Source organism: Microvirga flocculans ATCC BAA-817 (genome assembly GCF_000518665.1).
GTDB classification, from domain to species: Bacteria; Pseudomonadota; Alphaproteobacteria; order Rhizobiales; family Beijerinckiaceae; genus Microvirga; species Microvirga flocculans.
In genome coordinates, this window is record NZ_JAEA01000001.1 from 436,948 (window position 1) to 463,450 (window position 26,503).

The 26,503-nt window shown below is 63.9% G+C and carries 22 protein-coding genes; 8 read left to right on the plus strand and 14 right to left on the minus strand.

Annotated elements, in window-relative coordinates; genetic code table 11:
• Positions 1-7 precede the first annotated feature (7 nt).
• Both bcsA and bcsN read right to left on the minus strand, forming a co-directional pair.
• Complete coding sequence (gene bcsA, locus L879_RS0102105) at positions 8-2,203, minus strand: UDP-forming cellulose synthase catalytic subunit (protein ID WP_027314669.1); 2,196 nt, start codon at positions 2,201-2,203, stop codon at positions 8-10.
• A 161-nt stretch (positions 2,204-2,364) separates the two neighbouring features.
• Positions 2,365-3,336, minus strand: coding sequence for a cellulose biosynthesis protein BcsN (bcsN, locus tag L879_RS22495; RefSeq protein ID WP_051434968.1), 972 nt, complete (start codon positions 3,334-3,336; stop codon positions 2,365-2,367).
• 354 nt (positions 3,337-3,690) lie between these two features.
• Here bcsN and L879_RS0102115 point away from each other — a divergent pair, with 354 nt between their 5' ends.
• Positions 3,691-4,878 carry a multidrug effflux MFS transporter gene (locus L879_RS0102115; protein WP_027314670.1) on the plus strand — a complete coding sequence of 396 codons (1,188 nt, stop codon included), beginning with the start codon at positions 3,691-3,693 and terminating at the stop codon, positions 4,876-4,878.
• Here L879_RS0102115 and L879_RS0102120 read toward each other — a convergent pair.
• Complete coding sequence (locus tag L879_RS0102120; RefSeq protein WP_183501308.1) at positions 4,869-5,738, minus strand: LysR family transcriptional regulator; 870 nt, start codon at positions 5,736-5,738, stop codon at positions 4,869-4,871. The two genes, L879_RS0102115 and L879_RS0102120, sit on opposite strands and share 10 nt — an antisense overlap.
• A 172-nt stretch (positions 5,739-5,910) precedes the next feature.
• On the opposite strand from L879_RS0102120, the gene L879_RS0102125 reads away from it, so the two are divergent.
• Genes L879_RS0102125 through L879_RS0102135 form a run of 3 tightly spaced genes read left to right on the plus strand, consistent with a single transcriptional unit; the run spans position 5,911 to position 9,109 of the window.
• The gene (locus tag L879_RS0102125) at positions 5,911-7,110 is read left to right on the plus strand and encodes an acyl-CoA dehydrogenase (protein ID WP_154664048.1); all 1,200 of its coding nucleotides are present in this window, start codon (positions 5,911-5,913) and stop codon (positions 7,108-7,110) included.
• 14 nt (positions 7,111-7,124) lie between these two features.
• A complete protein-coding gene (gene dapB, locus L879_RS0102130; RefSeq protein ID WP_027314673.1) occupies positions 7,125-7,931 on the plus strand; it encodes a 4-hydroxy-tetrahydrodipicolinate reductase in 807 nt (268 codons plus the stop codon).
• 5 nt (positions 7,932-7,936) lie between these two features.
• Positions 7,937-9,109 carry a CaiB/BaiF CoA transferase family protein gene (locus L879_RS0102135; protein ID WP_027314674.1) on the plus strand — a complete coding sequence of 391 codons (1,173 nt, stop codon included), beginning with the start codon at positions 7,937-7,939 and terminating at the stop codon, positions 9,107-9,109.
• A gap of 14 nt (positions 9,110-9,123) precedes the next feature.
• On the opposite strand, the gene L879_RS0102140 is transcribed toward L879_RS0102135, so the two are convergent.
• Positions 9,124-9,696 carry a TetR/AcrR family transcriptional regulator gene (locus L879_RS0102140; RefSeq protein WP_084020629.1) on the minus strand — a complete coding sequence of 191 codons (573 nt, stop codon included), beginning with the start codon at positions 9,694-9,696 and terminating at the stop codon, positions 9,124-9,126.
• A gap of 141 nt (positions 9,697-9,837) precedes the next feature.
• Here L879_RS0102140 and L879_RS0102145 point away from each other — a divergent pair, with 141 nt between their 5' ends.
• Positions 9,838-10,971, plus strand: coding sequence for an efflux RND transporter periplasmic adaptor subunit (locus L879_RS0102145; RefSeq protein WP_027314676.1), 1,134 nt, complete (start codon positions 9,838-9,840; stop codon positions 10,969-10,971).
• Positions 10,972-10,980: 9 nt separating this feature from the next.
• The gene (locus L879_RS0102150; protein ID WP_027314677.1) at positions 10,981-14,064 is read left to right on the plus strand and encodes an efflux RND transporter permease subunit; all 3,084 of its coding nucleotides are present in this window, start codon (positions 10,981-10,983) and stop codon (positions 14,062-14,064) included.
• Positions 14,065-14,138: 74 nt separating this feature from the next.
• Here L879_RS0102150 and L879_RS20095 read toward each other — a convergent pair whose 3' ends face one another.
• From L879_RS20095 to L879_RS0102185, 7 genes are all read right to left on the minus strand, one after another.
• Positions 14,139-14,591: a Fur family transcriptional regulator gene (locus L879_RS20095; RefSeq protein WP_051434969.1), complete on the minus strand. Its 453-nt coding sequence runs from the start codon at positions 14,589-14,591 to the stop codon at positions 14,139-14,141.
• 183 nt (positions 14,592-14,774) lie between these two features.
• Positions 14,775-15,200 carry a Fur family transcriptional regulator gene (locus L879_RS0102160; RefSeq protein ID WP_027314678.1) on the minus strand — a complete coding sequence of 142 codons (426 nt, stop codon included), beginning with the start codon at positions 15,198-15,200 and terminating at the stop codon, positions 14,775-14,777.
• A gap of 113 nt (positions 15,201-15,313) precedes the next feature.
• Positions 15,314-16,489 (minus strand): Gfo/Idh/MocA family protein, encoded by a 1,176-nt coding sequence (locus tag L879_RS0102165; RefSeq protein ID WP_027314679.1) that lies wholly within the window; start codon positions 16,487-16,489, stop codon positions 15,314-15,316.
• A gap of 16 nt (positions 16,490-16,505) precedes the next feature.
• Positions 16,506-17,567, minus strand: coding sequence for a sugar phosphate isomerase/epimerase family protein (locus tag L879_RS0102170; protein ID WP_027314680.1), 1,062 nt, complete (start codon positions 17,565-17,567; stop codon positions 16,506-16,508).
• A gap of 118 nt (positions 17,568-17,685) precedes the next feature.
• Positions 17,686-18,636 (minus strand): ABC transporter substrate-binding protein, encoded by a 951-nt coding sequence (locus L879_RS0102175; RefSeq protein WP_027314681.1) that lies wholly within the window; start codon positions 18,634-18,636, stop codon positions 17,686-17,688.
• A gap of 65 nt (positions 18,637-18,701) precedes the next feature.
• Positions 18,702-19,700 carry an ABC transporter permease gene (locus L879_RS0102180; protein ID WP_027314682.1) on the minus strand — a complete coding sequence of 333 codons (999 nt, stop codon included), beginning with the start codon at positions 19,698-19,700 and terminating at the stop codon, positions 18,702-18,704.
• On the minus strand, positions 19,697-21,217 hold the full coding sequence (locus L879_RS0102185) for a sugar ABC transporter ATP-binding protein (RefSeq protein WP_027314683.1): 1,521 nt from the start codon (positions 21,215-21,217) through the stop codon (positions 19,697-19,699). Before L879_RS0102185 ends, L879_RS0102180 begins: the two co-directional genes overlap by 4 nt.
• 242 nt (positions 21,218-21,459) lie before the next feature.
• Between L879_RS0102185 and L879_RS0102190 the strand changes: the two genes are divergently transcribed.
• Positions 21,460-22,524: a LacI family DNA-binding transcriptional regulator gene (locus L879_RS0102190; protein ID WP_051434971.1), complete on the plus strand. Its 1,065-nt coding sequence runs from the start codon at positions 21,460-21,462 to the stop codon at positions 22,522-22,524.
• Here L879_RS0102190 and L879_RS0102195 read toward each other — a convergent pair.
• Positions 22,521-22,901 (minus strand): hypothetical protein, encoded by a 381-nt coding sequence (locus L879_RS0102195; protein ID WP_027314685.1) that lies wholly within the window; start codon positions 22,899-22,901, stop codon positions 22,521-22,523. The genes L879_RS0102190 and L879_RS0102195 overlap by 4 nt on opposite strands.
• Positions 22,902-23,245: 344 nt before the next feature.
• Here L879_RS0102195 and L879_RS0102200 point away from each other — a divergent pair, with 344 nt between their 5' ends.
• Complete coding sequence (locus L879_RS0102200) at positions 23,246-23,659, plus strand: VOC family protein (protein ID WP_027314686.1); 414 nt, start codon at positions 23,246-23,248, stop codon at positions 23,657-23,659.
• A 27-nt stretch (positions 23,660-23,686) separates the two neighbouring features.
• Here L879_RS0102200 and L879_RS0102205 read toward each other — a convergent pair whose 3' ends face one another.
• Together L879_RS0102205 and L879_RS0102210 are read right to left on the minus strand one after the other, a co-directional pair.
• Positions 23,687-25,318 (minus strand): alpha-D-glucose phosphate-specific phosphoglucomutase, encoded by a 1,632-nt coding sequence (locus L879_RS0102205; RefSeq protein WP_027314687.1) that lies wholly within the window; start codon positions 25,316-25,318, stop codon positions 23,687-23,689.
• Between the two features lie 170 nt (positions 25,319-25,488).
• Entirely contained in the window at positions 25,489-26,289 is an 801-nt protein-coding gene (locus tag L879_RS0102210) for a DUF1194 domain-containing protein (RefSeq protein ID WP_027314688.1), read from the minus strand.
• Positions 26,290-26,503: the final 214 nt, after the last annotated feature.

Consider the following 26,503-nt stretch of genomic DNA (forward strand, 5'->3'; position numbering starts at 1 on the left):
TGTACCTCTACTTGACGGCCGTAGCGGCGGTGGAGGCCTGAGGGCTGGAGCTGCCGATCCGCTGCAGGCCGAAGAAGTAGGAAAGGCCCCGTCCGGTCTGGTAGAACGCAACCATGAAGAACCATAGTGTTCCGCGCAGAACGCCGATGTCGTGATGGCGGTTCTTCTGGAATTCGCTCCATTGATCCGCATTGGCGAAGACGAGATCGGCGATCATTCTCCGATGCTCGTGCTTTTCGATCACGAAGCGGCACCCGAGCAGCAGGCCCTTGTCGTCCATGTTGACCTTGCGGATTTCCAAAGGCAGCTGCTGGACGGGGAGATTGGAGAAGGGCTGGAACTCGAGAATGCCCGACGTTCCCTTCTTCAGGTTCGGCTCGGCGGACGGAGGCACATGAAGTCTCCCGCCTCCGACCGATACGTCCACCAGCACCGCATCGACCGCCTCGTCGCCCATGATGAAGCGGCACGGACGTTCGACCCGCACCCGGTGGCTCTGGCGCCGCGTGGCGCGTTCCGACACCACGCCGAGCGCGCAGCCTGCGACGATGAGATTGAGGATATTCCAGGCACCGGTCACGAGGGTGAGGTCGGCCTTGTAGGGCTCCATCCAAACCCGCACGCCCGTGGCGATGACGCCGAGGACGAGGATGCCGAAGATGATGAAATAGGGCATTCCCAATTCCGAGATCCGGCTCTGATCCATGGTCTCGTTCTTGGCCGTGACCTTGAAGGTTGGCTTGCTCGGATTGGCGACGACCGATAGCACGGCCGGCAGCAGGTAGATCGTCTGGATGTATTCGTACAGATCCGAAATCCACGGCCAGCGGTAGCGGCCATAGAGATAGTTCTGCATCATGAAGTTCACCATCATGTAGGTGAAGGTGTAGGCGAAGAACTCGCCGCCCGATGCAGTGAAGATCTCGAGGGAGAAGAAGAGGTAGCAGAGCGGCGACACGAGGAAGCAGAACCGTGAGAACGGAAACAGCCAGAACATGCTGCTCGACATGTAGCAGAGGCGCTGAGACAGCTTCAGGCCGCGTTTGAACGCCGGGAACTTGTAGTGCATGATCTGCATCATGCCCTGCGCCCAGCGCGAGCGCTGCCCGATGAAACTCGCGAAGGTGTCGGGCTGCAGGCCGGCAATGAGCGGCTTGTCCACGTACACGCTGGTCCAGCCGCGCGAATGCAGTTCGAGCGCCGTTTCGCAGTCTTCCGTGATGCTCAGGCCGCTGAAGCCGTTGGTCTCCTGCAGGGCTTCACGCCGCAGAACCGCTGCCGATCCGCAGAAGAAGGCCGCGTTCCACTTGTCGAGGCCGCGCTGGATGACGCCGTAGAACATCTCGTTCTCCGACGGCATCGTCTGGAAGGTGCCGAGATTGCGCTCGAGTGGATCGGGGTTGATGAAGAAGTGCGGTGTCTGAACCAGGAAGAGGTTCTTGTCCGCGGTGAAGTGCCCGACGGTCTCCGTCAGGAAGCTCCGGGCCGGAGCATGGTCCGCGTCGAACACGGCGATCAGGTCGCCGGTCGAGTGCTCGAGGCCGTTGTTGAGATTGCCGGCCTTAGCGTGCACGTTGCGGGCGCGGGTCAGGTAGCGCACCTCCAGCGCCTCGCAGAGCGCCTGGAGCTCGGCCCGCCGGGCGCGGGCCTCCTGGGCGACGATGGTGTTGGGCGAGTTGCACTTTTCATCCGTGCCGCCATCGTCAAGCAGCCAGACGGTCAACTTGTCCCCCGGGTAGTCCATGGCCTTCGCCGCGGCAAGCGTCGTGGCTAGAAGGTCCGAGCCTTCATTGTAGCTCGGGACGAAGACGTCGACGGTCGGCAGGTTCTGGGTATCGATCTGGGGCGCCTTGCGGGAACTCAGGGGACTCGACACCACGAAGAGGCTGAGGAACAGCATCAGCACGCTGTACATCTCCGCGAAGTACAGCAGGATGCCGGGAATGAAGCTCGCCACGTCGGTGATCGGCGGGATCGTGCTGGTGGTTCGCCAGAAGACGTAACGCAGGACGATGGCGGTCCCGAGAGCCAGAGCGATCAGCCTCCAGACGCCTTGAGCGCGAAAGAACTTGAGAATGATCATGCAGGCCACGACGGTCAGACCTGCGATGAGATGGGCTTGGAGGCTGATGGGAAGAACAATCAGCGAGACGATCAGTATCGCCGCCACAGCCCATAAGGCTACGATAAGACCTGCTCGCATGTGTCTGGGTTCTCGGCTCTGATATTCGGGGTGCAATAACTCGCTTAGTTCATGTCTTAACCCAGGTCCATGTCTATGTGGACCACGTTGCTTAGGTTTTGTATCGCATTAGTGAATGAAGTGATGTATAATGTAATATCATTTCATTGCTGATCTTGGCGTCACTCCCGTGGCGGCGGGGGGACAATTGGGTAACCGGTCGAACCTGCCGCCGACGGAGCGGAGGGGCTCGGCGCCGTTGTCGGCATGACCGTATCCTTGTCGATCACGCGTCTCTGGACCTCCGGGGCAGGAAGGCTGCGGCGCGGTTCCCGATACAGGGTCCGCCGACGAACCTCCGCCGCATTCGGACCGCCGAGATTGAGCGGATACATCGGTGTATCGATCTGCCCGAAGCCCGGGGGCGGGGATGCGGGCTCCCCGTAGGGGTTCCACGATTCCTGCCGGTAATAGGCCGAGATCGTATAGCCGTAGAAGACGCGCAGGAGCTGGTCCACGCTGGCATCGGCGTCGCACAGGCGCAGCCGCACCGAGATGACGCCGCCCGGAACCAGAATGGCCGGGGCGCTGGGCTCGATCTGCTGCCAGGCATAGAGGCACGTATCGCCTGTCGCGGAGCGCCCCGTGGCAAAGCCGAAGGGGCCGAACTTGTTCTGCACGTAGACGAGGGAGGTTCTCATGTCGACGCCCGGCAGGCGCTCTTCCATTTCCTGCTGGATCTTGTCCGGGACAAGGGCCGGATAGGACAGGCTCGAGGGAATTTCCGGGTTATTCGCCGTGTTGTTGTACAGGGTTACATAGAAAGCGTTCTGCCCGGTCGTCAGGGAGGCGGTCGAGAGAGCGATTTCCTGCGAGAGGCCGTCCTGGTAATCGCGCTGCAGGACCGCGACGACGAAAGGCCCGCCCGGCGGAGGCACGATGACGGCCCGCGTGACGGGCACTTCGGACATGAGGGTTGCAAAGCCGAGATCGGAGCGTCCCGCGCAGGCGGAAACGGCCATGGTGACGCTCGCCGCCGCCAGGAGCCGCAGGGCCATCCACAGACGCTTCGGCCGGTGATGGGTCGGGCTCTCGGGCGCTCCGGGAAGGGTGGGGCCGAAACTCATCTGATGCGAGGACGTCGAAGCGGACATGGGGAACTTGAAAATCCTGGTGGCCAGTCGGCCAGCCAATGCGGGCCGCTTCGAGGAGAGGGAAACTCCTTCTGCGATGCGCCCCTTCAGCTGGATGCTTAACCACCTATGACCATTCATGGTTAACGAAAGGTAAGCATTGCCCCCCGTATCGGACTATAATCCGCCCCATCAAGCGGTTTGTCTTGACGGGTCCGCCGCAAGGCCTACAAATGATGCCGTGCTCCCAGGCTTATGCGCCGGGATGATTCCGCAAGCTCAACCCATTTCAGAATCGTCTGGCCTGATCCTTTAGGCGATCCGGCCTTTTTTCGATCCGGTTCCATCGCCCGGGTTCCAAGAAAGCCTTTCTCGATGAAGTCCGCCTTTCTGCGCAACGCGCTCGTCCTCGGCATGCTCTCCGCTGTCGGGCCCTTCGCCATCGACACGTATCTGCCCGCCTTTCCGGCGATCGCCCGCGAGCTGCAGGTCGATGTCAGCGCCGTGCAGATGAGCCTGATGAGCTTCTTCGTGGCGGTCGCCCTCTGCCAGCTCGCCTATGGGCCGCTTTCGGACCGGTTCGGGCGCAAGCCGCCGCTCTATTTCGGCCTGGGGCTGTTCGTGCTGGCGGGGATCGGCTGCAGCTTCGCGCCGAATGTGGAAACCCTCATCGCCTTCCGGTTCCTGCAGGGCGTCGGTTCCTGTGCGGCGATGGTCATTCCCCGCGCCGTCATTCGCGATCTGCATACCGGGCATGAGGCGGCCCGGTTGATGGCGACGACCATGCTGGTCTTCAGCGTCTCCCCGATCCTCGCCCCGCTCGCCGGCAGCGCCCTGACGGCGTTCTTTGGGTGGCGGGTGATCTTCTGGGCCGTCGCGGCGATCGGGCTCGCCGGTCTGGCGGTCGTGCTCTTCCTCCTGCCCGAGACGCACAGGCCCGCTTCGGACCGCAAGGGCATCGCGCAGGCTTTCGCGACCTACAGGGCCCTTCTCAGGGACCGTCGCTTCCTGAGCCTCGCCTTCATCGGCGGGTTCAGCCAGGCGAGCTTCTTCGCCTATCTGGCCGGGTCCTCCGTCATCTTCATCGAGCATTTCGGGCTGACGCCGTCGCAATACAGCATGGTCTTCGCCTCGAATGCGATCGCCTTCATCGGCAGCGCCCAGTTCAACAGCACTCTCATGCGCCGGTTCGGCGCCGAAAGGGTCGTGCGTGTCGCAATCTCCGTCTTCGCGGCATTGGTGACGTCTCTTTTCCTGCTGACGGTGATCGGGATCGACAGGGCCTATGTCCTGTGGGGGCTTCTTTTCGTGTCCTTCGGCTGTCTCGGTCTCGTAATTCCGTCAACGGCGGTTCTCGCCCTTGAAGAGCATGGCCCCGTGGCCGGCACGGCCTCGGCCCTGATGGGCACGCTTCAGCTCAGCACGGGTGCCGTGATGATCGTGCTGGTCAGCGCCTTCTATGACGGCACGCCCCTGTCGATGGTGAGCGCCATCGTGATCTGCGGGCTGATGGCCCTAGCCTTGAGCATCCGGACGATGAAGGCGAAGCGGGCTTATCCCTGACGGATCCGGTCCAGGATCCAGTCGCGGAAGGAGCGCAGCAGCGGCGTCTCGGCCTTGTACTCCGGATAGACGAGATAATAGGCCCCGCCGCTGGCGAGGCTCTTCGGGAAGAGAAGCTCCAGGCGTCCCGAGGCCAGCTCGTCCGCGATCAGGAAATTCGGAATGAGGGCGGCGCCGAGCCCTGCGGCGGCGGCCTGGGCCACCATGGCGAATTGTTCGAAGCGCGGGCCACGCAGGGGGTTGCTTACCTCCACGCCGACGCTGGAGAACCACTCCGCCCAGGCCGTCGGGCGGGTGCTCTGCTGAAGCAGGGTGGCGCGGGCCAGGTCCTTCGGGGAGTGCAGGTTCTCCCGTGCCCGGTAGCCGGGGCTGCAGACGGGTACGACCTCCTCCGTGCGCAGCAATTCGCACATCGCGCCCGGCCAATGCGGCTCGCCGAAATGGATGGCGGCGTCGAAAGGCTCGGCGGCGAAGTCGAAGGGCACGAGGCGGACCCCGAAATTCACGGTCGCGCCCGGATGCCGGGCGAAGAAATCCGGAATGCGCGGAATGAGCCAGCGCGTGCCGAAGGTCGGCAGGGTGGCGAGGTTGAGCACCCCTGTGGTGCCCGAGAGCGCGATGGCCTGATGGGTGGCGTCGGAGAGTTCTGACAGGGTATTGCGCACCTGGGAGGCATACATGCGCCCCACATCGGTGAGCACCACCCGCTGGCGGCTGCGGCTGAACAGGGAGACGCCGAGGGATTCCTCCAGCTGCTGGATCTGCCGCGAGACGGCGCTCTGGGTCAGGTTCAGTTCTTCGGCCGCCCGAGAGACGCTGCCATGGCGGGCCGTGGCCTCGAAGGCCAGGAGATTGCCCATATTGGGCAGGAAACCGCGACGAAACACAAGTTCATTCCGATTGAGAATAACCTGCTGCGAAGATGTCGATTTACTTTTGGCCTGTCCAGCGCGATTTTGCCGGTCAAATTCAATGGGGTTGGCTGGCCTCGCGCCGGTGCTTCCCAAGCCTTGCATGAGAAGGATGAATGTCATGGCCGGTCCGCAGCATGAACTCGCGAAGCTCAAGTGGGAGGATCCCCTCCTCCTCGACGACCTCCTCACCGACGATGAGCGCATGATCCGCGACACGGCCCGGTCCTACGCCCAGGAGAAGCTCCTCCCCCGCGTGATCGAGGCCTATCGCGAGGAGAAGACCGACCGCGCCATCTTCAACGAGATGGGCGAGCTGGGCCTTCTCGGCGTGACGATCCCCGAGGAATACGGCTGCGCGGGCGCGTCCTACGTGGCCTACGGCCTCGTGGCCCGCGAGGTGGAGCGGGTCGATTCCGGCTACCGCTCCATGATGAGCGTGCAGTCCTCCCTCGTCATGTACCCGATCTATGCCTATGGCTCCGAGGAGCAGCGCCGGAAATACCTGCCCAAGCTCGCCTCGGGCGAGTTCGTGGGCTGCTTCGGCCTCACCGAGCCGGATGCGGGCTCCGACCCCGCCGGCATGAAGACCCGCGCCGTGAAGATCGACGGCGGCTATCGTCTCACCGGCTCCAAGATGTGGATCTCCAACTCCCCCATCGCGGATGTGTTCGTGGTCTGGGCGAAGTCCGAGGCGCATGACAACGAGATCCGCGGCTTCGTGCTGGAGAAGGGCATGAAGGGCCTCTCCGCGCCGAAGATCGGCGGCAAGCTCAGCTTGCGCGCCTCCATCACCGGCGAGATCGTCATGGATGGTGTCGAGGTGGGCGAGGACGCGCTGCTGCCGAACGTGTCGGGACTCAAGGGACCCTTCGGCTGCCTGAACCGCGCGCGCTACGGCATCTCCTGGGGCGCCATGGGCGCGGCGGAGGATTGCTGGCACCGGGCGCGCCAGTACACTCTCGACCGCAAGCAGTTCAACAAGCCGCTCGCCGCGACCCAGCTCGTGCAGAAGAAGCTCGCGGACATGATGACCGAGATCACCCTCGGCCTTCACGCATCGCTGCGCGTCGGCCGTCTCTTCGACGAGGGCCGCATGGCGCCCGAGATGATCTCGCTCGTGAAGCGCAACAATTGCGGCAAGGCGCTCGACATCGCGCGCCAGGCCCGCGACATGCACGGCGGCAACGGCATCCAGGAAGAGTACCACGTGATGCGCCATGCGCAGAACCTGGAGACGGTGAATACCTACGAGGGCACGCACGACGTGCACGCTCTCATCCTCGGCCGCGCGCAGACGGGGCTGCAGGCGTTCTTCTAAAAGAGGAGCAGGCAATGCCTCTTCGCATCACGCTCGCAGGAGCGACGGGCTGGGTCGGCAAGGCGCTGGTGGCTGCGATTGCAGCCGCCGACGATCTCGAACTCACGGGCGCCGTAAGCCGCAGTGCTGCGGGCCGGGATGCGGGCGAGGCCACCGGTCTTCCCCGCCTGGGCGTCGCGATCAGCGCCACGCTCGAAGAGGCTTTGAAAGCGCCGTCCGACGTGGTGATCGACTACACCAAGCCCCATGCGGTCAAGGCTCATGCGCTGACGGCGTTGGCGCATGGCCGCCATGTGGTCGTCGGCACATCGGGCCTCTCCGCGGAAGAATATGCGGAGATCGATCGCGTTGCCCTGAAAGCGGAGCGCGGCGTGCTGGCCGCCGGGAATTTCTCGATCACGGCGACGCTGCTGCGCCGTTTCGCGCTGGAGGCCGCGCGCTACGTGCCCGACGTGGAAGTCGTCGATTATGCCTCCGCGACGAAACCCGACACGCCCTCCGGCACGGCACGCGAACTGGCGGAGCTCCTGAGCGAGGTCCGCCAGCCGGCCACCTCGAAGCCGGTGAACGAGCTGACCGGAATTCGCGAAACGCGCGGCGGTGCTCTCGGTGCTAAGGAGCCGGTGCAGGTTCATTCCCTGCGCATGCCGTCTTTCGTGCTCTCGTGCGAAGCCGTGTTTGGCGCGGATAACGAACGTCTCGTCATCCGTCACGATGCGGGGTCGTCGGCTGCCCCTTACGTTGCCGGCACGTTGCTTGCTGCCCGCCGCGTCTCCTCCTTCATCGGATTGAAGCGCGGCCTCGATGCCGTGATGGATTGATGCTCATGAAACCGCTCGAAGGCCTGAAAGTTCTCGAACTCGCGCGCATCCTCGCCGGCCCCTGGGTGGGCCAGCTGCTCGCGGATCTCGGCGCCGACGTGGTGAAGGTGGAACGTTCCGGGGCGGGCGACGACACGCGCGGATGGGGGCCTCCCTTCGTCGACGCGGCCGATGGCGGCGATCTCTCGGCGGCCTATTTTCATGCCTGCAACCGCGGCAAACGTTCCATCGAGGCCGATTTCGAGACCCCCGAAGGCCAGGCGCTTGTGCGCAAGCTCGCGGCCCATGCGGATGTGGTGATCGAGAACTTCAAGGTCGGCGGCCTGAAGAAATACGGGCTCGACTACGAGAGCCTCAGGGCCGTCAATCCGCGCCTCGTCTATTGCTCCATCACGGGTTTCGGGCAGAACGGGCCTTACGCATCCCGCGCGGGCTACGATTTCATGATCCAGGGCATGGGCGGGATCATGGATCTGACGGGCGATCCGGACGGCGAGCCGCAGAAGATCGGCGTCGCCTATGTCGACATCTTCACCGGCGTCTATTCGGTGGTCGGCATTCTCGCGGCGCTTCGCCGCCGGGACCGGACGGGAGAGGGCGCGCATCTCGACATGGCGCTTCTCGACGTGCAGACGAGCGTGCTCGCCAACCAGGCCATGAACTATCTGGCTTCGGGAAAGGCGCCCCGCCGCATGGGCAACGCGCATCCCAACATCGTGCCCTACCAGGTCTTCCCGGTGGCCGACGGCCATGTGATCGTGGCGGTGGGCAACGATGGCCAGTTCTCGCGCTTCGTCGCCGTGCTGGGGCAACCGGAACTCGCGCAGGACGAGCGCTTCGCGACCAATGCGGGCCGCGTGCGTCACCGCGCCGAGCTCGTGCCGATCCTGACGGGTCTGACAATTAAGACAACGCGCGATGCCTTGCTGTCGGCTCTGGAAAAGCAGGGCGTTCCGGCGGGACCCATCAATACGGTCGCCGACGTTTTCGCGGATCCTCACGTCGTCGCGCGCGGCATGAGGATCGACCTGCCGTCTCCGGCTGCAAAGGGAGGCGCGATTCCGTCCGTCCGCTCGCCCATCGTCATGAATGGAGAGCCGATGGCGGCGCATCGTCCTTCGCCGCGCCTCGGAGAGCACACGGACGAGGTGCTGAGCGATCCGTCCTGGATGGCCTGAGACGGGCTTGACGCCTATCCGGCGATGCCCTTGGTGACGAGGCGCTCGATCGCTTTCACGATCCGGTCCCTGTCTTCTTCCGAGAACGGGCTGAGGCCGTGCATTTCGAGATTGCTCAGGCCCTCGGTGGCGAGCCACGCCAGCAGGGCGGCGTCGAGATCGTCGGAATTGGCCTTCAGCTTCTCCAGCGTGGCTGCGATCACCTGACGGACGGGGTCGAGGAGGCGGGGATTCTCCGCCGTAGCCGCCAGCATGCCGGTGGCCATGTCCTGCATCTTGCCGCCGCAGCATATGTTGAGCAGGGTTTTCGTCACCACGCGGGCTTCGAGATTGGGCCCGGGAGGAGCCTTTGCCCGCAACGCCTCCTTTTCGGAGGAGACTTGGTCGATCATGCGCTGGATCATGCCCTGCAGCAGCGCGTCCTTGGTGGGAAAGTTATAAAGTAGCCCGCCTTTGCTGAGCCCTGCCTTCTCCGCAACGGCCTCCAGCGTCAGGCGGCCCGCTCCGATCGTGCCCACAAGCTCTGCGGCCGCATCGAGAATTTTTTCTCTCGAACTTTTGCGGCCTCGGGTACAGGGAAACAACATTGACCTATCTTGCAACTAAACCGTCCAGACGGTATATAAATTCCCCTACGGCCTTGGCGTCAAGGGATAGCTGCGCTAATGCCGCACCTCCTTAGTCTTAGATGAGCCCGTTAAAGGGTTTTGAAACTCGGAAAAAGGCCTATGAAACGGCGCCTCGTAGTTGCTCTTGTGTTCATTCTCGCGGTCGGACTGTGCGGCGGCCTGGTCTGGTTCAACTTTTTCCGCGACAAGATGATCTCGCAGTTCTTCGCCAACATGCAGCCGCCGCCGCAGACGGTTTCGGCCGCCAAGGTCGAGGCGAAGGCCTGGACGCCGAGCATCAGCGCCATCGGCACGGCCAAGGCCGCCAACGGCGTCGAGCTGGCGTTCGAGACGCCCGGCATCGTCAAGGAAATCAAGTTCAAGGCGAACCAGAACGTCCGCGAGGGCGAGGTGCTCGTCCAACTCGACGATACGGTGGAGCGCGCCGACATCCAGGATGTCCAGGCGGCCGTGAAGACCGCCGAGAGCAGCTTCGAGCGCGCCAAGACCCTGTCGGCTCGCGGCTTCGGCACGGAGGCCAACCTGGATCAGGCCAGCGCATTGCTCGCCGCTGCGCGCTCCCGCCTGGCGCGCCTGCAGGCCACGCTCGAGCAGAAGGCCCTGAAGGCCCCCTTCTCCGGCGTGATCGGCATTCCGCGGATCGATGTGGGGCAATATCTCCAGCCGGGCACCGTCATCGCGAGCTTCCAGGATCTATCCTCGATGAAGGTCGACTTCACGGTTCCGGAGCAGCGGGCCGGCGAGATTTCGCTCGGACAGGAAGTGCGTGTCGGCTTGACGGAAACGGATCTGCCTTTCAAGGCCCGCGTCACCGGCAAGGACCCGCGCGTCGATCCGAAGACCCGTCTCGTATCCGTCCAGGCTCTCGTGGAGGACAACAAGAGCGGGGCCATTCTTCCGGGCCAGTTCCTGCACGTGGAAGTGATTCTTCCCGAACAGCCGAATGTCATCACTCTGCCGCAGACGGCGGTCATCACGAGCCTCTACGGCGATTATGTCTACACGATCGAGCAGGAGGAGCGGGCCGGTCAGCAGGTCCAGGTCGTCCGGCAGGTCTTCGTGAAGACGGGTCGCCGGCGCGGCGGCGCTCTCGAGGTCATCTCGGGCGTCCAGCCCGGCCAGCAGGTTGTCGCCTCCGGGCAGAACAAGCTGCAGGCCGGTTCCGTCGTCAAGATCGACAATACCATCGATGTGACGAAGCTCGACACGACGAAGCTCGCGAGCGGGCAATAGGCATAAGCTATGAGCTTTACAGAACTCTTCATCCGCCGCCCTGTCCTGTCGATGGTGGTGAGCCTCCTGATCCTGCTGCTGGGTGCGCAGGGTCTGATGAACCTTCAGGTGCGCCAGTACCCCGAGGTCGAGGAAACCACCATCACGATCACGACGACCTATACGGGCGCCAGCGCCGACCTGATCCAGGGCTTCATCAGCACGCCCATCGCCAAGTCGGTCTCCAGCGCGGAAGGCGTCGATTACGTGACGACGCAGAGCCGCCTCGGCATCAGCACAGTTTCCGTGCGCATGCGCCTGAACACGGATCCGAATGCCGCGCTTACCGAGGTCACCGCCAAGGTGCAGCAGGTGCGCGCGCAGCTTCCCTCCGAAGCCGAGGACCCGGTCATCATGAAGGGCACGGGCCAGAGCTTCGCTCTCATGTACATCACCTTCGGCAGCACGGAGATGAATCCGGAGCAGGTCTCCGAATTCCTCACCCGCGTGGTGCAGCCGCGTTTCGCCACGCTTGAAGGCGTGGGTAATGCCGAGATCCTCGGCGGGCGCGATTTCGCCATGCGCGTCTGGATCGATCCCGTGCGCCTGGCGGCGCGCGGCGTAACCGCCGGCGACGTGGTGGCGGCGATCCGCGCGAACAACTTCCTCGCCGCTCCGGGCAAGACGCAGAGCGAGTACGTGGCCTATCTGCTCGACATGCAGACCACGCTCCAGACGCCCGAAACCTTCGGCATGATGCCGATCCGTTCCAACGGCGATCAGGTCGTGCGCCTGCGCGACGTGGCCGATGTGGAACTCGGCCCCAAGAGCACGGATGTGAAGGTCAGCTTCAACGGCAGCGAGGGCACCTTCATCGGCATCGTGCCGACGCCTTCCGCCAACCCGCTGACCGTCGCCGACGAGGTGACGAAGGCGATCGACGCGATCCGTCCCACCCTGCCCAAGGGCATGACGGTCCAGATCGTCTACGATGCGTCGAACTTCATCTCGGCCTCGATCGAGGAAGTGTTCAAGACCATCGGTGAGGCGGCGCTGATCGTCGTGGTCGTGATCCTGCTCTTCCTGGGATCCTTCCGCTCGGTCCTGATTCCCATCGTGACGATCCCGCTCTCGCTCATCGGCGTGTGCTTCTTCCTCTATGCGCTGGGGTACTCGATCAATCTTCTGACCCTGCTCGCCATGGTTCTCGCCATCGGCCTCGTGGTCGACGACGCCATCGTGGTGCTGGAGAACATCCACCGTCATATCGAGGAGGGTCTGAAGCCCATCGACGCCGCCATCGTGGGCATGAAGGAAATCTTCCTTCCCATCGTCTCCATGACGATCACGCTGGCGGCCGTGTATGCTCCGATCGGATTCACGCAGGGCCTGACGGGTTCGCTCTTCCGCGAGTTCGCCTTCACCCTCGCGGGATCGGTGATCATCTCGGGCATCATCGCGGTGACGCTCTCGCCTATGATGTCGTCGAAGCTGTTGAAGGCTCACGGCGGCCAGGGGCGCTTCGCCGCCTTCGTCGACCGGACCTTCACGCGGCTCGAGAACTGGTATGCCCGTCGCCTGAAGGGCTCGCTGGATTATCGCGGCGTGACGCTCGTCATTGTCGCGGTCCTGCTCGGCACTACGGTCTTCCTTTTCACCAAGACCTCCTCGGAGCTTGCGCCGGAAGAGGATCAGGGCGCGTATCTCGGCCTCGTGAATGCGCCGAAATATGCAACCGCCGACTACACCCAGGCTTTCTCCAAGCAGTTCACCGGAGCTGCCGAGAAGATTCCCGAGATCGACGACAGCTTCCTGATCGTCGGCATCGATGGCGGCGGCGGCGGCTTCGTCGGCTTCAAGCTGAAAGAGTGGAGCGAGCGCCAAAAGAAGGGTGTGCAGACCAAGCAGGAGATTCAGAACCTCCTCAACGAGAACGCGGGCGTGCAGGCCTTCGTCTTCGCGCCGCCCTCTCTGCCCGGCGGCGGCGACGGTCTGCCGATCCAGTATGTGCTGCGCACGATCAACGATTCCTCGCAGGCATACGAGGTCGCGGAGGAGATCCGCAAGCGGGCGATGAAGTCGGGCAAGTTCATCATTGTCCAGAACTCCATCTCCTACCAAACGCCGCGTGCCCGCATCACGGTCGACCGCGACCGGGCGGCTGCGCTGGGAGTGCCTGTCTCGGAGGTCGGCAACACGCTCGGCGCTCTCGTGGGCGGCGCGCCGATCTCGAAGTTCGACCGCGACAGCCGGAGCTACGATGTCGTCAGCCAGGTCCGTCAGGCGGATCGCTTCAATCCTGAGCGCCTGGCCGAGTACTACGTCCGCGCGTCCGATGGTTCCATGGTTCCGCTATCGGCTCTCGTGAGCATCAAGACGGATGCGGCGCCTGCCGCCATCGAGCAGTTCAACCAGCTCAATTCGGCAACCCTGTCGGCGCTGCCCCTGCCGGGCGTGACGACGTCGGATGGCCTCGCCACCCTTCGCTCCATCGCTCAGGAAGTCCTGCCGCAGGGCTTCTACGAGGATTACGCAGGCCAGTCCCGCCTGGAGATCCAGGAGGGCAGCTCGATCTTCCTCGCCTTCGGCCTTGCCGTCATCGTGATCTATCTGGTGCTGGCGGCGCAGTTCGAGAGCTTCCGCGATCCGTTCATCATCATGATGTCGGTGCCGCTCTCCATGTTTGGCGCCATGATCTTCCTGAACCTGGGGCTTGCGACGCTCAACATCTACACGCAGGTGGGTCTGATTACCCTCGTGGGCCTGATCACGAAGCACGGCATTCTGATGGTGGAGTTCGCCAACGAGCAGAAGGAAAAGCACGGCGTCAGCAAGCGCGCGGCCATCGAGGAAGCGGCTCGGGTTCGCCTGCGCCCGATCCTCATGACCACCGCCGCCATGGTGCTCGGCGTCGCGCCCCTGCTCTATGCCAGCGGTGCAGGTGCAGCGGCCCGTTTTTCCATGGGCCTCGTCATCGCCTCCGGCATGTCCATCGGAACGGTCTTCACCCTCTTCGTGGTGCCGATGTTCTATACCTTCATCTCGAAGGAAACCGTGCGGGCGGGCAAGGTGGAGGAGCATCATCCCCACCGTCAGGCGCTGGCGGCGGAATAAATAAAAGGCCGGGCATCGCCCGGCCTTTCGATTCTCTTGAGCGAAGGCAGGGGCGCGCCCCTGCCTTTTTCGTTTCAGCGGGCGATCTCGCCTTCGACTTCCATGAACGGAGAGACGGACTTGAAGCCGGCCTGCTCGGCAGCCTTGCGGACGGCCGCCGCGACCTCGGTCGAGTGAACCTCGATGGTCTCCCCGGTCTTCGAATCGACGAACATGATCTTCATCGCGTTCACGTCCGGCTGGCCGTGGGAGATGACATAGGAATTCTGGGTGGCAAGGCGATGAACGAGACCTGCATCGCGCAGGAAGTCCAGGGCGCGATAAATCGTGACCGGAGCCAGGCGCTTCTTCTCGCTGCTCAGACGATCGACCAGATCGTAGGCGCCAACCGGGCCGCCGCTCTGCACGAGCTCGCGATAAACGCGCTCGCGAATCGGCGTCAGCCGGAGGTTGTTCTGCCGGCACAGATCGTCAGCACGACGAAGAAGGCTTTCTTCTTCTTCTTTTCTAAGGGCCTTGGTGCTCATGACCGCACTCCTGTTATTACGGAATCTACATATTCATATAGGTAAAATAGATCCGTGACAACGTGCTATCATTGCGGAATGCGTTTGCAGCTGTGCATATTCCTCTAAGTAAAATGGCAATCGCGCATAGCTTGAGCCTAGAGTTGCATAAATAAACAATATTTCATTTATAGTGAAACGAAGTTACTCGGCTTCGCTTGTCTGACCGCAGGTTTCGCAGAGGCCGCGAATCTCGACCGTGACTTTCTTGGCCGAAAAGGCGTGATCCTCGCTCCAATGGGACAGGCGCTCGCTGATATGCGTATCGGTGAATTCCTTCACCAGGCCGCACCGCTCGCAGATGGCGAAGGCCGCCATGTCGTGCTCGTGGTGGGGGTGCTTGCAGGCCACATAGGCGTTGAGGCTCTCGAGCCGATGGGCGAGGCCCTTCTCGATGAGCTTGTCCAGGGAGCGGTAGACGGTGGGGGGCGTCACAGCCCCCTTGGCCCGCATCTTGTCGAGGACCTCATAGGCCGAGAGCGGATTCTGGGCCGCGCAGAGAATCCGGTGAACCCGCTTCTGGGTTTCGTTCAGCGCTTCGAGGCCGTGGTGGTGATGCGTATGCGCCATTCTGAAATCGTCGGTTCCGCTTCTCAGGGTGGTCGCCCTATACGTCATGATTGCGGAAGCGATTTCAAGACATTCGTGGGAAGGGCCGGTCAGACCTTTCCCAGCGCAGGACTTTAAAGGTCGACCCAGGCCGCCTTGCGCTGTGAGGAGCGCAAGGCGGCCTCGATGAACCGCACGCCCCGCACGCCGTGATCGACGGTCGGAACCTGAAGCGCATAGGGATGGGGCTCGCGCTTTTCCAGCCGCGCCGCGATCTGCTCGGCCACATCCGTGTAGAGCTGGGCAAAGCCTTCGAGATAGCCTTCGGGGTGTCCGCCCGGGATGCGCGAGGCCGCGCGGGAGACGTCGTCGGCGCCGGAGCCGTTGCGCCGGATGAGGCGCGGCGGCTCGCCCAGGGGCGAGAACAGGAGCCCGTTGGGATTCTCCTGATGCCATTCGAGCCCGGCCTTCTCGCCATAGATGCGGATGCGCAGCCCGTTCTCGAGGCCTGCGGCCACCTGGCTGCACCAGAGCATGCCTTTCGCGCCCGATGCGAAGCGCAGCATCATATGCGCGTTGTCGTCGAGCCTCCGCCCTTCCACGAAGGTGTGCAGCTCCGCCGAGAGGGAAGCGACCTCGTCGCCCAGGATGAACTCGGCGAGGTTGAAGGCATGGGTGCCGATGTCGCCGACCGCGCCCGCGGGCCCCGAGCGCGCGGGGTCCGTGCGCCATTCCGCCTGCTTGCTGCCCGTCGCTTCCATGCGGGTCGCGAGCCAGTCCTGCGCATACTCCACCTGAACGACGCGAATCGCCCCGAGCTCTCCGGCCTGGACCATGGCGCGGGCCTGCCGCACGAGAGGATAGCCGGTGTAATTGTGCGTCACCGCGAAGATCAGCCCTGTCTCGTACGCGAGCCTCGCGAGCTGTTCGGCTTCGCGGCGTGTGGTGGTCAGCGGCTTGTCGCAGATCACATGGATGCCCGCTTTCAGGAAGGCGCGGGCGGCAGCCGCATGAGCGTGGTTGGGTGTGACGATGGCGACCGCGTCGATTCCGTCCTTCAGCCGCCGCTCCCGCCGGGCCATCTCGTTAAAGTCGCCATAGATGCGGTCAGGCTTCAGGAGAAGGTCCTCGCCCGAGGCGCGCGCCCGTTCCGGATCGGAGGAGAGAGCTCCCGCCACGAGCTCCCAGCGGTCGTCGAGGCGCGCGGCGATGCGATGCACCGCGCCGATGAAGGCGCCGCGTCCGCCGCCGACCATGCCGAGACGCAGGCGGCGGTTCAGTCTCTGCTCTGGAGAACCTGCAATCGTCATGCCTCGTCCCTTTCGCTCATGCGGCGTCGATGCCGAGCATCCGGCGGTTGGCCGCCTCGTCCGTTCCGCCCGCGGCGAAGTCGTCGAAGGCCTTCTCCGTCACGCGGATGATGTGCGCTGCGATGAATGCGGCACCTTCCCGCGCGCCGTCCTCGGAGTGCTTGAGGGCGCATTCCCATTCCAGCACGGCCCAGGAATCGTAATCGTACTGCGTGAGCTTCGAGAAGATGGCGTTGAAATCGACCTGCCCGTCGCCCAGCGAACGGAAGCGCCCGGCGCGGTCGGTCCAGCTCTCGTAACCGCCATAGACGCCGACGCGACCGGACGGATTGAACTCGGCATCCTTGGCGTGGAAGGCCTTGATGCGCTCGTGATAGAGATCGATGAAAGCGAGATAATCGAGCTGCTGCAGCAGGAAGTGGCTCGGGTCGTAATTGATGCAGGCGCGGGCATGACCCCCGACCGCATCGACGAAGCGCTCGAAGGTCGCGCCATCGTGGATGTCCTCGCCGGGATGGATCTCATAGGCCACGTCGCAGCCCGCCTCGTCATAGGCATCGAGAACCGGACGCCAGCGCCGGCCCAGCTCCTCGAAGGCGGTCTCGACGAGACCGGCGGGGCGTTGCGGCCAGGGATAGAGAAACGGCCAGGCGAGCGCGCCGGAGAAGGTGACGCTCGCTCTCAGGCCGAGGCGCCTGGAGGCGCGGGCGGCCATCATCATCTGCTCGACCGCCCATTGCTGGCGGGCCTTCGGGTTGCCGCGCACCTCGGGCGTCGCGAAACCGTCGAATGCTTCGTCATAGGCCGGATGCACCGCGACGAGCTGGCCCTGAAGATGGGTCGAGAGTTCCGTGATCTCCAGGCCGTGGGAGCGGACGATTCCCTTGATCTCGTCGCAATAGGTTTCGGACTCCGCCGCTTTCCTCAAGTCGAAGAGACGGGCATCCCAGGTTGGAATCTGCACGCCCTTGTAGCCGAGGGAGGCCGCCCAGCGGCAGATCGCGTCGAGCGAGTTGAACGGGGCTTCGTCGCCTGCGAACTGCGCAAGGAAAAGGCCGGGACCTTTCATGGTCTTCATGGATGAGCTCCCAGGAATCGTATCGGAGACAAGGGTAAGGCAAGGGCAAGCCGTCCGTGTGCGAGCGGCTTTCCGTTGCCTCGCCCCTCCTGTGGGGAAGGGGCGAGGGCGGCTCCGATCAGAACGGGGAGTTCGGGAAGTAGTGATCCTTCGCGTTGTCCTTGGTGATGAGCTGCGCGTTCAGCACGAAGGTGCCACGCATGGGCGCGTTCGTGTAGAAGCTCGCAGCCGTCACATGCATCGCGGTAGCGACCAGCGCCGGCGGATAGGTTACGTTGACGGGGATCATCTTGTCGCCGTCCATGACGCGCTTGACCATCTCCTTCATGCCCGCGCCGCCGACCACGAACTTGATGTCCTCGCGCTTGGCCTGGCGGATCGCCTCCAGGACGCCGAGGGCCATGTCGTCGTCCGCGGCCCACACGGCGTCGATCTTCGGATGCTTGGACAGGAAGTCCTGCATCACCTTGAAGGCGTCGTCGCGGTTCCAGTTGGCATATTGCTTGTCGATGATCTTGACGCCGGATCCCTCGATGGCCTTCTCGAAATTCGTCACGCGCTCGTCGTCGAGAACGGTCGGAATGCCGCGCAGGACCACGATGTTGCCCTGCTTGAGGGTATCCGCGAAGTACTTGCCCGCGATGCGCCCGAAGCCCGGATTGTCGCCTGCCACGTAGATATCCTGGATCGTGGGGTCCTTCAGGCCGCGGTCGATGACCGTGATGAGGACGCCCTTCTTCTTCACCTCGCGGACGGGGTTCGTCAGCTCGTCCGAATTGAAGGGCAGCACCACGAGGGCGTCGATCTTCTGGGCGGTGAGGTCGTCGAGCGCGTTCGCCTGCGATGCGCCGTCAGGCGAAGTCTTCACGATGACCTTGAGGCCGGGATGGGCCTTCTCGAGCTCCTTCGCGGTCTCCTGCGCGTGATACACCGCGCCGCCCGTCCAGCCATGGGTGGCTGCCGGAATCGACACGCCAATGGTCACGTTCTTCTGCTGGGCTATCGCGCCGGTGGCGACGCCGGCCATAAGTCCCGCCGCGATGGCGATCTTCCATGCCGTTGCTTTCATCTCATTCCTCCCTGGAAGGTTGCTTCTGAGCCCTTTCTCCCTAGTCCGGGGGCTCAGGCCCGGTTTCATCGCCCGCGGTGGACAGACCGCTGCACGAGCATGGCGACAATGATGATGGCGCCCTGAACCGCTCCCACGAGGAACTCGGAGACGAAGTTCGACAGCACCATGATATTCGCGACGATTTCGAGGATGACAGCGCCGACGACGGTTCCCCAGACGCGGCCTACGCCGCCCTTGAGCGCCGTGCCGCCGATGACGACGGCGGTGATGGCCTGCAATTCCCACAAGAGGCCCGTGGTCGGCGTGGCGGATCCGAGGCGCGGCACATAGACCAGAACCGCGATGCCGACGCAGATGCCCTGGATGATGTAGGTGAGCGTGCGCACGCGCCAGATCGGAACGCCCGAATAGCGGGCGACGTCCTCGTTCGAGCCGAGCGCGATCACGTGCCGCCCGAAGGCGGTGCGGTAGAGGATCAGCGCGCCGATGGCCGCAACCAGGAGAAAGGCGATGATCGGAACCGGCACGCCGAGAATGCTGCCGAAATAGACCGGGCGGTAGAGTTCGCGCAGTTCGAAATTGCGCATCGTGATCGTGCCGCCGGCCGCGAGCCAGATGACCAGGGAGCGGTAGATGCCCATGGTGCCGAGCGTCACGATGAAGGGCTCGATGCGGCCGAAGGTGACGATGAGGCCGTTGGCCAGCCCGCAGGCTGCGCTCAAGCCGATGGCCGCCAGCATGCCGAGGGCCAGGGTGCCCATATCGCTGCCGCCGAGATGATTGAGCGTCAGGATCATGATTCCGGCGGTGAGCGCCGCCATGGAGCCGACGGAGAGATCGAGGCCGCCGCTCGCGATGACGAAGGTCGCTCCCACCGCGATGATGGCGATGAAGGCCGAGCGCGTCACCACGTTGAGCAGGTTCGAGGCGGTGAGAAAATCCGGATTGACCAGCGCGCCTGCGATCATGAGTACGATCAGCGCGATGAAGGGCGAGAGCGCCCGCATGTCGAGGGTGAAGCGGCGCTTCTCGGCGCCTGTGCGAAGCACGGTTTCGGTCATGCATGGCCCGCGGCGATTTCCGCCGCCCTTTCTTCGTGAACGCCTGTGGCGAGATAGACGATGGAATCTTCCGTCAACCCGGCTTGCGCGACCTCGCCGGCAATGCGCCCGTTGCGCATGACGATCACCCGGTGGCACAGGCCGATCAGCTCCTGCATCTCGGACGAGATGACGACGACGGCTTTTCCCTCCGCCGCGAGGGATGCGATGAAGCGGTAGATCTGCTCCTTGGTGCCGATGTCGACGCCGCGCGTCGGCTCGTCGATAATGACGATGCGCGGTTCGAGCAGCATCATCTTGGCCAGGAGCAGCTTCTGCTGGTTGCCGCCGGAAAGCTGCCCGGCCAGGAGATCCCGGCGCCGGGCGCGGATGTCGAAATCCCTGATGGCCCGATCGAGCGCCTTCTCCTCCGCTGCGCCGTCGATGAACGGGCCGTGGCTGAACGTGTCGAGGGCCGCGAGGGAGAGATTGACCCGAAGGTTCTGCTGCAGCAGCAGGCCTTTGCCCTTCCGGTCCTCGGAGAGATAGACGATGCCTGCCGCCATGGCCTCGCGCGCGTCGCGGAAATCAACGTTCCTGCCGTCGAGGGTGATCGCGCCGTGGCTCGGGCGAAGGCCCACCAGCCCCTCGAAGAGTTCCGTGCGTCCCGCGCCGATCAGGCCGCCGAAGCCGAGGATCTCCCCGCGATGAAGGGTGAAGGAGGCCTTCTCCACATAGCCGGGGACGGCCATGTCGCGAACCGCCAGAAGAACCTGATCGGAGGCGGTTTCCGGTTTTTCGGGATAAAGCTTGGACATGTCGCGGCCCACCATGAGGCGGGCCATTTCGAGGGAGCTCAGCTCATCGATGTCGCGGGTCGCGACGTGACGCCCGTCCCGCAGCACGGTGACGCGATCCGCAATCGCCTTCACCTCGTTGAGGCGGTGAGAAATGTAGAGAACTGCAACGCCCTGGTCCCGCAGCTTGCGGATGATGCCGAAGAGGCTTTCGGCCTCGATGGGGGTGAGAACCGCCGTGGGTTCGTCGAAAGCCACGACCTTGTGGGGAACGAGCAGGGCGCGGGCGATCTGCACGAGCTGCCGGTTGGCGATGGAAAGGCGGCCGACCTGCCGGTCGGGGTCGATCTCGGTCCCGAGTTCGCGCAGGATCGCGCGCGTGCGCTCGCGCATTGCCTTGTCGTCGACGAATCCGAAGCGCTTGATCTCCCGGCCGAGAAATAGGTTCTGCGCCACCGTCAGGTCGGGCGCGAGCAGGATCTCCTGGTGGACGAGAACGATTCCATGCGCCTCGGCATCGACGGGACCCGAAAATGTCACCGGACGATCGTCGAGAGACAGGCTGCCTTTCGTCGGTGCGAGATGACCCGACAGGATGCGCATCAGGGTCGATTTTCCCGCGCCGTTCTCGCCGATGACGGCGTGAACCTCGCCGGGCTTCAGATCGAGCGAAATGCCGGTCAGGACCTCGATGGGCCCGAAGGATTTCGAGATGTTCTCTGCGCGAAGAACGGAAGCCATGAACTGCTCCGGGTGAGCGGTCTGGAGCATCCGAGCGGGCGGATGCGGCCGTGGAGAGCGGGAGCAGAGATCAGCGGGACGGGGCGTGAGCAGGCATCCGGTTCCTCCTGGCGATGTCGTCCTCTTCCGGGACGTTTTTCGAACAAGCCGTCGAAAGGTTCGACTAAGCTTTATGTAATCGATTACATGCAACTTTACCCAAACCGCGGCTTCTGTCAAACACGGCCTGAAAGGGGACGAGCATGGACGAGGCGGCGCAGTCGGGCAGGCGGGGGAGAGCATCCGTGCGGGCCGCGCGGATACAGGATGTCGCGAAGCTCGCCGAGGTCTCGACCGCCACGGTCAGCCGTGCGCTCGCGACACCCGAGCGCGTGTCCGCCGAAGCCCGCGCCCGCGTCATGGAGGCCATTGCCAAGACTGGATACGTGCCGAATCCCGCCGCGCGCACCTTGAGGTCCCAGAAGACATACATGGTGCTGGTCGTCCTGCCCGATCTGGCGAACACATTCTTCTCGAAGATCCTGCGCGGCATTGAGGAAACGCTGTTCGAGGCCGGTTACGGCATGATCATCGGCGATCTCGACGGTTCGCCCGAGAAGGAGGCGCACTTTGCGGCCTACACGGCAGCGGGCCGCGTGGACGGCGCAATCCTGCTTCATGGCCATCTCTTTGGGCAGAGCCGGGGCGGGGAGGGCGCACCTGACCGGATAGGCATTCCGCTCGTGGCGCTCTGCGAGGCGATCCCGGGAGCGGACATCCCGCAGATCGAGATCGACAACCGCGCGGCGGCTTCCCGCATGACACGGCATCTCGCTTCCCTCGGGCACCGCAGCATCGCTTATGTAAGCGGGCCTGCCGGTAACATTCTCGAGCTCGAGCGCTTCCTGGGCTACAGGGACGGGCTTGAGGCCGCCGGCCTGTCCTTCGATCCGGCTCTGGTGATTCCCGGGGACTACACGATCGAATCCGGCGTGGCTGCCGGGCAGAACCTCGTCGCGCGCGCAAGCCGGCCGACGGCGGTGTTCTGCACCAGCGACGAAATGGCCATCGGCCTGATGCGCACGCTCTTCTCGGCCGGACTGAAGGTGCCTGACGATATCTCCGTCGCAGGCTTCGACGATATCGAGTTCGCTGCCGTCGCCGAACCGGCGCTGACCACGATTCATCAGCCCCGGAGAGAACTCGGACAGGCCGCGGCGACGGCTCTCGTCGCCCTCCTGCAGGGCCGCCCGACCCCGAAGCGGATCCGGCTGGATACGGAACTCGTGATTCGCGACAGCGTCGCAGCGCTTTGTCCAATGTCCTAGACCATCGAAAATGCGCCTACGAGCAGCACCAGGACGAGACCGATAAAACCGATATAGCCGTAAAGGGCCTTGCGGGAGTGTCCATGGGCATAGCTGTCCTTTTCGGCGCTGTCCTGCCATCGGACGGATGTTTCCTGGTGCCGCGCCTGATCGACCTGTTCCGGCTTGGGAGAGTAGCCGCCCGCTTCGTCATCGGTGCCCAGCGGAGAGAGGGCCGGATCGAACACCTCGTTCTTGTCGCCCGTGCGGCCGCTGTCGATGTCGTCCTTGAGCTGCGCCGAGGTCGAGCCTTGAGCCAGGGGCGAAGCCTCCATCGGCTCGATGGTGCGCGCCGGAGGAATGTCGGCACGGTCAGGGTTGTCTGGACGGGTGGACATGCGAACTCTCCCGGGATCCATGATTGGGAAAACCATCGGGCGCATGCGGGGTTCCTGCCGGGGCGCAGGGCAAAAACCCCATCCGGACAAGAAAAAAGGCCGTTGTTGCCAACGGCCCGAAGTTTAGGGAGGAAACGCCCAAGAAGGGCAGCAACGCTGCGACGCCAATCGCCGTGTTGCACTGCGATAGATAAGGGGTGCACCGATGCTGTTCAAGATGAAAAGGTCAGCATCGTTGCCCAATTTTTCGCCGCCCTGATATGCCGGAAATGCAAAGGTAACTGGACATGTCGGCGATGCCGAAGGACAAAACGGAGGCACATCGTTCCCCTGGGAGACCTGGAATGCCGAAGCTGAATGCCGTACTCGAAACCGCGCTCTATGTGGACGACCTCGACCGCGCCCGGTCGTTCTACGAAGACAGCCTCGGCCTGACGCTTCTCCTGCACAACCAGCGCATGTGCGCTTTCGATGTCGGAGGCAGGAGCGTGTTGCTCCTGTTCGTGCGTGGGGGATCGACCGAGCCGATCACGACCCCCGGCGGAACGATCCCGCCCCATGACGGGCAGGGGCCGCTGCACATTGGCTTCGCGATTTCCGCCGAGGAGCTGGAGGCCTGGGAGCGGCGGCTCAAGGAATGCGCCATCCCGGTCGAGAGCCGGGTCACCTGGTCGCGGGGCGGAACGAGCCTCTACTTCCGGGACCCGGACGGGCATGTGCTGGAACTGGTCACGCCGGGTCTCTGGGCGACGTATTAGGCCGCCCGGGATAAGCCTCCATCCTCCTCAGGTGACGACGCTCGGCTTGTCGCGGCCGGTGCGGCCCGCGATGTCGGCAATCTCATTGGCGGCCTGCACGACAGGCGCTAGGACCTCGGCGGTCGGCAGATCGTGCCGGCTGGCACTCGGCTCGAAGCGCTCCAGATAGACCCGCAGCGTCGCACCCGAAGTGCCGGTGCCCGACAGGCGGAACACGGCGCGGGCATCTTCCTTGAAGAGGATGCGGATGCCCTGCTTCGGCGTTACCGATCCATCGACAGGGTCCGTATAGGCGAAGTCGTCGCAAGCCTGGACCGTCAGGCCGGCGAAACGCTGGCCGGGAAGAGTCGGGAGCTTCGCCCGCAGGGTATCCATCAGTGCATTGGCGGGCGCCGTTTCGAGTTCCTCGTAATCGTGGCGCGTGTAGTAATCGCGACCGAACGCGGCCCAGTGCTCGCGCACGATCCGATCCGCGGGTTTCTCGAGAACCGCCAGGATGTTGAGCCAGAGCAGCACGGCCCAGAGCCCGTCCTTCTCGCGGATATGGTTCGAGCCCGTTCCTGCGCTCTCCTCGCCGCAGAGGGTGATGAGGCCGGCATCGAGAAGGTTGGCGAAGAACTTCCAGCCTGTGGGCGTCTCGAAGCAGCTGATGCCGAGCTTGGCCGCCACCCGGTCGGCTGCGCGGCTCGTCGGCATGGAGCGCGCCACGCCCGCCAGGCCCTTGGCATAGCCGGGGGCGAGATGCGCATAGCTCGTGAGGATCGCCAGGCTGTCGCTCGGCGTCACGAAAAGGCCCGGCGCGACGATCATGTTGCGGTCGCCGTCGCCGTCGGAGGCTGCGCCGAAATCGGGGGCGTCCGGGCCGTGCATCAGCTCCATGAGATCGTGGGCATGGACCGGGTTCGGATCGGGATGGTGGCCGCCGAAATCGGGCTTGGGCTCGCCGTTGACGACGGTGCCCGCGGGCGCGCCGAGGCGGCCTTCGAGAATCGCCTTCGCATAGGGCCCGGTGATAGCATTGAGCGCGTCGAAGCGCATGCGGAAGCCGGAGCGGAACAGCGCGGCGATCTTGTCGAAGTCGATCAGCCGCTCCATCAGCTCCGCGTAATCGGCGACCGGGTCGATGACTTCGACCGTCATGTCGCCGACCTTGACCTGCCCGATGCGGCTCAGGTCGATGTCCGGCTCATCGGCGATCCTGTATTCGGTAATGGCGCTCGCCCGCTTGAACACCGCCTCCGTGAAGGATTCCGGCGCCGGTCCGCCATGGGACATGTTGAACTTGATGCCGAAATCGCCGTCCGGGCCGCCGGGATTGTGGCTGGCGGAAAGGACGAGCCCGCCGATGGCCTTGTGCTTGCGGATCACACAGGAGGCGGCAGGCGTGGACAGGAGTCCCTTCTGCCCGACGAGGACGCGGCCGAAGCCGTTGGCGGCCGCCATCTTGATCGCCGTTTGAATGACCGAATCGTTGAAGAAGCGCCCGTCTCCGCCGATCACCAGGGTCGCGCCCGCAGCCCCCTCGACGGTGTCGAAGATCGACTGAATGAAGTTTTCCACATAGCGCGGCTGCCGGAAAACGGTGACCTTCTTGCGCAGGCCGGACGTGCCGGGGCGCTGATCGGAAAACGGTGTCGTCGGAATGCGGGTGGTCACCATTGGCTCTGATCACTTCCTTGCTTGGCGCTCGTTAGGCCGGCTTTCGGGCCTTGAACGGGGTCCCGGGCGGGACCGGTAGGATTCTAGGCTCGCTCAAGGCAGATGCCATGCCGAAGATGAAGGCAGGATGAAAGCTTATGGTTGACGGCGGCCTCCCCTTCCGGACCTTTTCAGTTGCGGTCCCAGCGATACATCCCGCGATCCCCTTCCGGGCAGGCGGAGGGCGATTGTGTCTGCACCGTCTGGATCAGCGGGGAGGGGGCTGGAAGGGCCGCGATTTCACGGATGATCTTCGTGCGGATGGCCTCCGCGAAGTGCTGACGCTCGCGGACGGGAATCAGGAATGCGCCTTCGCCTCCGATGACGCAGTCCTTGTAATAGAGATCGAGATTCTCCATGTCGCCGAAGCCGCTGGGCCGCTTGAGCATGATGGGAAGCCCGTTGATGGTGATGCCCTTGGCAACCGCCTCGTCGCGCGCCGCCATGACGCCCCGCCCGCTGCTGTTGGGCCCGTCTCCGGAAATATCGATGACCCGGCGCAATGGCTCGACGCCTGTCCGGTCGAGGAGTTTGGCGCTAAAGTCGATGGCACCGGAGATCGAGGTCCGCCGCGTGCGGCCGATGGGAGCGTTGTCGAGGCCATCGGCGAACTTCATGGCGCTCTCAGGACCGTCAATGATGGTCCAGGGAACGATGACCGTCTGATAATCCACCCCCGACCATTCGACATAGGTCACGATGATCCGCCCCACGATGCCCTTTCGGATCGCGTCGTGGACAAGAGGAGAGCGAAAGGCCTCCATGAAGCCCTGGCGCTGGAGCTCCTGCTCATCGGGATCCATGGAGCGTGAGACATCCACGGCCAGAACCAGCGCGACATCGACTTCGGTCTCTGCCTGGGCGCGAGCGGCCGAAAGCCAGAAACCCATCGCCAGGAGAGCCATGACCGCGCTGAAAACCCCTTTCCTCATCCCTGCCTCCATCCTGCTGAGGTTAGAGCAACGAACGCAAAAGTCGGCACCGGTTTTGCGTCAAAAGATACCCCACAGCGAAAGCGTTAAGCTGACAGGAAACGCCGATCCGGCAAGGCTCGACCCGCTCAAGCGCTAAGGGACAGGCCTCACATTAGCGTGAATGCGACCGGCGGCCCCGCCGCAAGGAAAATGTGCTGATGGGAATTCCTCA

Excerpts from the sequence above, each read along its gene's own strand:
- L879_RS0102145 (WP_027314676.1), top strand. The coding sequence starts at position 9,838 with ATGAAACGGCGCCTCGTAGTTGCTCTTGTGTTCATTCTCGCGGTCGGA.
- bcsA (WP_027314669.1), bottom strand. The coding sequence starts at position 2,203 with ATGCGAGCAGGTCTTATCGTAGCCTTATGGGCTGTGGCGGCGATACTG.
- bcsN (WP_051434968.1), bottom strand. The coding sequence starts at position 3,336 with ATGTCCGCTTCGACGTCCTCGCATCAGATGAGTTTCGGCCCCACCCTT.
- L879_RS0102125 (WP_154664048.1), top strand. The coding sequence starts at position 5,911 with ATGGCCGGTCCGCAGCATGAACTCGCGAAGCTCAAGTGGGAGGATCCC.
- L879_RS0102180 (WP_027314682.1), bottom strand. The coding sequence starts at position 19,700 with ATGACCGAAACCGTGCTTCGCACAGGCGCCGAGAAGCGCCGCTTCACC.
- L879_RS20095 (WP_051434969.1), bottom strand. The coding sequence starts at position 14,591 with ATGAGCACCAAGGCCCTTAGAAAAGAAGAAGAAGAAAGCCTTCTTCGT.
- dapB (WP_027314673.1), top strand. The coding sequence starts at position 7,125 with ATGCCTCTTCGCATCACGCTCGCAGGAGCGACGGGCTGGGTCGGCAAG.
- L879_RS0102200 (WP_027314686.1), top strand. The coding sequence starts at position 23,246 with ATGCCGAAGCTGAATGCCGTACTCGAAACCGCGCTCTATGTGGACGAC.
- L879_RS0102195 (WP_027314685.1), bottom strand. The coding sequence starts at position 22,901 with ATGTCCACCCGTCCAGACAACCCTGACCGTGCCGACATTCCTCCGGCG.
- L879_RS0102160 (WP_027314678.1), bottom strand. The coding sequence starts at position 15,200 with ATGGCGCATACGCATCACCACCACGGCCTCGAAGCGCTGAACGAAACC.
- L879_RS0102175 (WP_027314681.1), bottom strand. The coding sequence starts at position 18,636 with ATGAAAGCAACGGCATGGAAGATCGCCATCGCGGCGGGACTTATGGCC.
- L879_RS0102140 (WP_084020629.1), bottom strand. The coding sequence starts at position 9,696 with ATGTTGTTTCCCTGTACCCGAGGCCGCAAAAGTTCGAGAGAAAAAATT.
- L879_RS0102120 (WP_183501308.1), bottom strand. The coding sequence starts at position 5,738 with ATGGGCAATCTCCTGGCCTTCGAGGCCACGGCCCGCCATGGCAGCGTC.
- L879_RS0102115 (WP_027314670.1), top strand. The coding sequence starts at position 3,691 with ATGAAGTCCGCCTTTCTGCGCAACGCGCTCGTCCTCGGCATGCTCTCC.
- L879_RS0102205 (WP_027314687.1), bottom strand. The coding sequence starts at position 25,318 with ATGGTGACCACCCGCATTCCGACGACACCGTTTTCCGATCAGCGCCCC.
- L879_RS0102170 (WP_027314680.1), bottom strand. The coding sequence starts at position 17,567 with ATGAAGACCATGAAAGGTCCCGGCCTTTTCCTTGCGCAGTTCGCAGGC.
- L879_RS0102165 (WP_027314679.1), bottom strand. The coding sequence starts at position 16,489 with ATGACGATTGCAGGTTCTCCAGAGCAGAGACTGAACCGCCGCCTGCGT.
- L879_RS0102190 (WP_051434971.1), top strand. The coding sequence starts at position 21,460 with ATGGACGAGGCGGCGCAGTCGGGCAGGCGGGGGAGAGCATCCGTGCGG.
- L879_RS0102210 (WP_027314688.1), bottom strand. The coding sequence starts at position 26,289 with ATGAGGAAAGGGGTTTTCAGCGCGGTCATGGCTCTCCTGGCGATGGGT.
- L879_RS0102135 (WP_027314674.1), top strand. The coding sequence starts at position 7,937 with ATGAAACCGCTCGAAGGCCTGAAAGTTCTCGAACTCGCGCGCATCCTC.
- L879_RS0102185 (WP_027314683.1), bottom strand. The coding sequence starts at position 21,217 with ATGGCTTCCGTTCTTCGCGCAGAGAACATCTCGAAATCCTTCGGGCCC.
- L879_RS0102150 (WP_027314677.1), top strand. The coding sequence starts at position 10,981 with ATGAGCTTTACAGAACTCTTCATCCGCCGCCCTGTCCTGTCGATGGTG.